Source organism: Synechococcus sp. R8-2, from assembly GCF_047461715.1.
In the GTDB taxonomy this organism is placed as follows: Bacteria; Cyanobacteriota; Cyanobacteriia; order Thermostichales; family Thermostichaceae; genus Thermostichus.
Genome location: NZ_JANSHQ010000168.1, coordinates 1 through 4254, shown reverse-complemented (window position 1 = coordinate 4254; position 4254 = coordinate 1). Strand labels below are relative to the sequence as shown.

The following is a 4254-nucleotide window of genomic DNA, read 5'->3' as shown; positions in this document are numbered from 1 at the left end:
ATTTCCCCCTCGTTTAGGCTGACCACCATCCGGCTGCTGATGGCGCGCAGCACCCCCTCAAAATGCAAGGCTTGCTGCAGCTTGGCCGTGCGCAGCTCCACCTGGGCTTCCAGCTCCCGGTTGAGGGCCTGCAACTGCTGTTCTGCCCGTTTCTGCTCGGTGATCTCCCGTCCCACCGATAGGATCTCCACCAGGCGGCCTCGGCTGTCGAAAATGCCCTGATCTACCCAGCTAATCCAGCGGGACTGGCCGTCTTTGCCGGGGTACTCCCGCTCGCTGCTATAAAAAGGACTCTCAGGCGTGAGAGCGGCAAAAGCCTGCAGCACCACCTCCCGCTCTTCTTCCAGCAGCAGATCCCACAAAGCTCGGCCCACCACTTCTTCTACCCGATGATCGAAGAAACGCAATAAAGCAGAGTTGACGTAGGTGATGTGCCCATTGGGCCGAAAGCGACAGATCAGCTCCGTCTGCTGCTCTACCACAGCACGGTACTCCTGCTGCTGCTGCCACAGACGATCCAGCAGGGCCTGCTGGGCTGCTGCCGCCTGCTGCCAGGCTTTGGTTAGCGTCTGCACCTCCTGGATGGGGCCGGGATCCAAAGGAGGCCAGGGCTGGAAACCGCTGTGTATAAATTGCTCGGCTACTTGGGTGAGGCGGCGCAGGGGACGGGAGAGAGCTTCGCCGAGGAGGATCCCTGTCCCCAGCATGCTCAGCAATAGCCCACCCCCCAGCAGCGCAGCCTGTTGGGCGCTCCGATGGACTTCGGCCAGAAGGGTTGCCTCTGGGATCCCATGCACAAAATAAAAGCCCAGCCTCCCTTTACTCTGGAGGGACTCCACCTCCACCCAGTAGGGGATCCCGCCAACCACGAGGCGCAGCGAATTCTGAGAAGAGGCCGTCTCCCAGGAGCCCACCTGCTCTTGCACAGCCACCAGCAGCGGATGGGGAGCAGGCCCCGCCGTACTGGCCACCACCTGTCCTTCCTCGTCCAGCAGAAAACTCACCTCTGCAGGAGAACGGCTTTCCATCTGTTCCAGAAAGGCTTGAAGCTGCCGGACGGAGAGGGAAGCCACTAAGCTGCCGTAAACCCGCCCCCCCGAGTCGGTCAGGGATAGGGACGTCATGATCAGCCGCTCTGGATCCTGGGCAGGAAGCTCCGCAAAAAATCGGGTTACCACCCAAGTGTCGCGGATCCCTTCCGACTGCAGGAGCTGGGGAAACCAGAACAACTGCCTCAGATCCACAAAGCCCAACCGGCGAGTGAACCCTGTGGGATCCCCTGTTTCCGGATCCCGTTGGCGGCTCTGGGCGGATCCCGGCAAGAGGCCGGGTGTGTGGTAAGTCCAGATCGACCCATCGGCGTGGCGGCGGGCGATCACAAACCCCCCTTGAGCCGAGACAAAGCCGACGTAGCTCAGCTCAGGAAATGGCTGCAACTGGCGGGCAAAGTGAGCTTCCAGCACCTCTAGATCGGCTGGGCTGGGGGTTGTCAAATCGGGCAGCAGCCCCCCCCTCACTGCCCCTTGATTGAGGGCATTGATCTGAAGGGGAATTTGCAAATATCTGGCAAGATGCTCTTCGGTGCGGTCGGTAACTTCCCGCCTCAGTTGCTCCGTCAAGCGCAGCGCCAGGTGTCGCCCGCCCTGCCAGGAGAGATAGGCCACTCCCCCCACTCCCCCTGCTACTGAGAGCACTAGGGGCAGCAGCAACGCCACCCGCAAAGGAATGGAGCGGAAAGGCCAACGGGATCGCACTTCAGAAGAACCAGAGGAAGACAGCATGGGATCCCTCACAGAACCTCAGGCTTGGGGAGGTTCCAAAGCCCGCTGCAGGGCTCCGAGGCCAACTTCCGCTGCAATAGCCAGCAGCGCCACCGGAATCGCCCCCACCAGCAAGATGGCGTTGTCATAGAGAGCAAACCCTAGGGTAATGAAAGTACCCAGCCCTCCTGCGCCGATAAACGCTGCCAGAGTAGCACTGGCAATCACCTCAATGGTAGCCGTTTTAACACCGGCCAAGATCACCGGCAAGGCCAAAGGGATCTCCACGTGCCGCAGTACCTGGGCAGGGGTCATGCCCATGCTCAGGGCAGCTTCCCGCAGGGCCGGCTCAAGGCTGCGGAAGGCCACATCCGTGCTGATCAGAATGGGGGGCAGAGCCAGAAGGGTTAGGGCGACAACTGCCGAACGGAAGCTGAGGCCGAAATAGGGGATGGCCAAAAACAAAATGGCCAAACTGGGGATCACCCGCAGGCTGCTAAACGCATTGATCACCACCAGGGAAAGCATCTGGGAGCGGGAGCTGAAAAAACCCAGCGGCAAACCCAACAGCAGCCCCATTCCCAAAGGCACCGCCACCAGTTGCAGGTGTTGGACGAAGGCTTGAAACAGCGTGTCGCTGTGGTTCTGGGCGTAGGCCAGGGAGCGGGCCAAAAGGCTCATCTAGAGGTGTGTGGATGACAGAGGGATCCAAGACAAGCCCCAGTGTAGCGCCGGCAGGCGATCTTGACAGTGCGGAATAGTGCAGAGCGGGGATTTAGCACCAATCAGGGAGATGGGGTCACTCCAATTTCGGTCTCCGACCTGCTAACGCGGTGCAATCAACCTCAACTTTCTCCCAAGGATTAGAACCCACAGCGCCGCCTGCCGACAAAAATAACCATCTGTTTCACTGCCCATCTGAGTTGCCATCTCTATCCTGCTGATCTTTCTCAATCTTGTCTGGATCCCTGTTTGGGGGGTGGTTGGCTTCTCGCTCTTGCAAACGGCGGATTTGGGAGCGCACCTGCAAAGCAATCTGTAAAGCAGTCTCTAGGATACGACCCTGTTCGCTGGCCTGCTCGCTCACCTGCAGAGCTGTCAAAGCTGCCAAGTTATCGCCGAAGAACTCGCTCTGCTGCTTGATTAGGTCTTCGTTTTGCCGCAAGATCCGTTCGGTTTTCAAGGCGCGGATGAGATCGGCCCGGGTCAGCTTCAGGGCTTCGATCACCTGAGCCCTCTGGGCCAGCTTCACCTCGGGGTTGCCCGCTTCCACCAACTGGTCGTTGACGTGGATGGCCTGGATGATTCGGTTGTAGCGATCCACCTCCCCCAGCAAATTCAACAGCAGCGGCATGCGGCGGCTGCGGAAAATCCAATAGGCTTGGCCCAGGGCGGCAATAGCCGCCAGGATCCCCCATTCCACCGGCCAAGTGCCCCAAGTGGCCTGTAGGCCAGGGATCCAAATCCGCCCCACCAGGGTAAGTAGGGATCCCCCTGTCCAGAAGGTCAAGAAACGCAAGAACAAATCCAGCGTCACCAGCAAGCGTAGGAGATCCCAGAAGGCGGAGAACTGGCGCAGACGGTCTTTAAAACGACGAACGGGCCGAGGCCGATACAACCAAGCCACCGGCACTTGAGAGAGGCTTTCAACTTGAGCTGGGGAGATGATCAGCTCTTGTAAGTCCCGCTGCATCGCCATTTGCTCTGCTGAGGCTGGGAAGTTTTCCCATTGTACTTGCGACCTTGAGCAGCTTGGGCTTGCTCAGGGATCCCTTCCCAGAAGGGAAGCTGCCTGACCAAGTCTCGATAGAATGGGGTTCGCTGGGCTGTTTGCGTCTTCACGCCCTCGTGCTCACGTTGTAGGGCAACAGTGAGACACAAGACAGCTCGTCAAACGCAAAGGAGAAGAGCAGGGTGACCAGCCAATTGCGCCAACTGAAGGCCCATCTCGCTGAACCGGAAAACTTTGCCCCCTACGGACAGGTCATTTGCCCCACTCCCGATCACAAACCCTTCGACAGTCAAGATGCTCAGTTGTTCTTGAATCAAGGGCAGCCCCGCTTTTACATCATGCGCTTGCCTCGCCGCGGCCTCAAGTTTACTCAGATCACCCACCACATCCGCTGCACCCAGTGCCTGGGATCCCTGAATGGCAAGGAGTGGTTTATTGGTGTTGCACCGCCTGCCAATGAGCTGCACGTCGATCAGATTCAAGCCTTTCGGGTGCCTGGGGATCGCTTTATCAAACTGGAGATGGGTACCTGGCATGCCGGCCCCTATTTTGACCACGAAGAGTTCATCGATTTCTACAACTTGGAGCTGGCCGACACCAACATCACCGATCACGAAACCATAAACTTACTCCAAACCTACAACCTGGAGTTCCAGATCACCCCCTGACAAGCTTTCGGGGATCCCTTATCAATCGGGCAAAAAGCAGCATTGATCACAGCAATCTTTCGCTTGAGCGCAAGAAGAGCATGCCTCTAACCCC

General features: G+C 58.6%; 4 protein-coding genes. 1 reads left to right on the top strand and 3 read right to left on the bottom strand.

What is annotated here, in order from left to right; all coding sequences use genetic code 11:
- From NW819_RS04660 to NW819_RS04650, 3 genes are all read right to left on the bottom strand, one after another.
- Positions 1 to 1781 (bottom strand): PAS domain S-box protein (locus NW819_RS04660; protein WP_414413038.1); only part of this gene is annotated, 1781 nt, incomplete at its 3' end.
- An 18-nt stretch (positions 1782 to 1799) separates the two neighbouring features.
- Positions 1800 to 2441 carry an ABC transporter permease gene (locus tag NW819_RS04655; RefSeq protein ID WP_414413037.1) on the bottom strand — a complete coding sequence of 214 codons (642 nt, stop codon included), beginning with the start codon at positions 2439 to 2441 and terminating at the stop codon, positions 1800 to 1802.
- A 226-nt stretch (positions 2442 to 2667) separates the two neighbouring features.
- Entirely contained in the window at positions 2668 to 3459 is a 792-nt protein-coding gene (locus NW819_RS04650) for a hypothetical protein (RefSeq protein ID WP_414413036.1), read from the bottom strand.
- 215 nt (positions 3460 to 3674) lie between these two features.
- On the opposite strand from NW819_RS04650, the gene NW819_RS04645 reads away from it, so the two are divergent.
- Entirely contained in the window at positions 3675 to 4160 is a 486-nt protein-coding gene (locus NW819_RS04645; RefSeq protein ID WP_414387948.1) for an ureidoglycolate lyase, read from the top strand.
- Positions 4161 to 4254 lie beyond the last annotated feature (94 nt).

Excerpts from the sequence above, each read along its gene's own strand:
- NW819_RS04650 (WP_414413036.1), bottom strand. The coding sequence starts at position 3,459 with ATGGCGATGCAGCGGGACTTACAAGAGCTGATCATCTCCCCAGCTCAA.
- NW819_RS04655 (WP_414413037.1), bottom strand. The coding sequence starts at position 2,441 with ATGAGCCTTTTGGCCCGCTCCCTGGCCTACGCCCAGAACCACAGCGAC.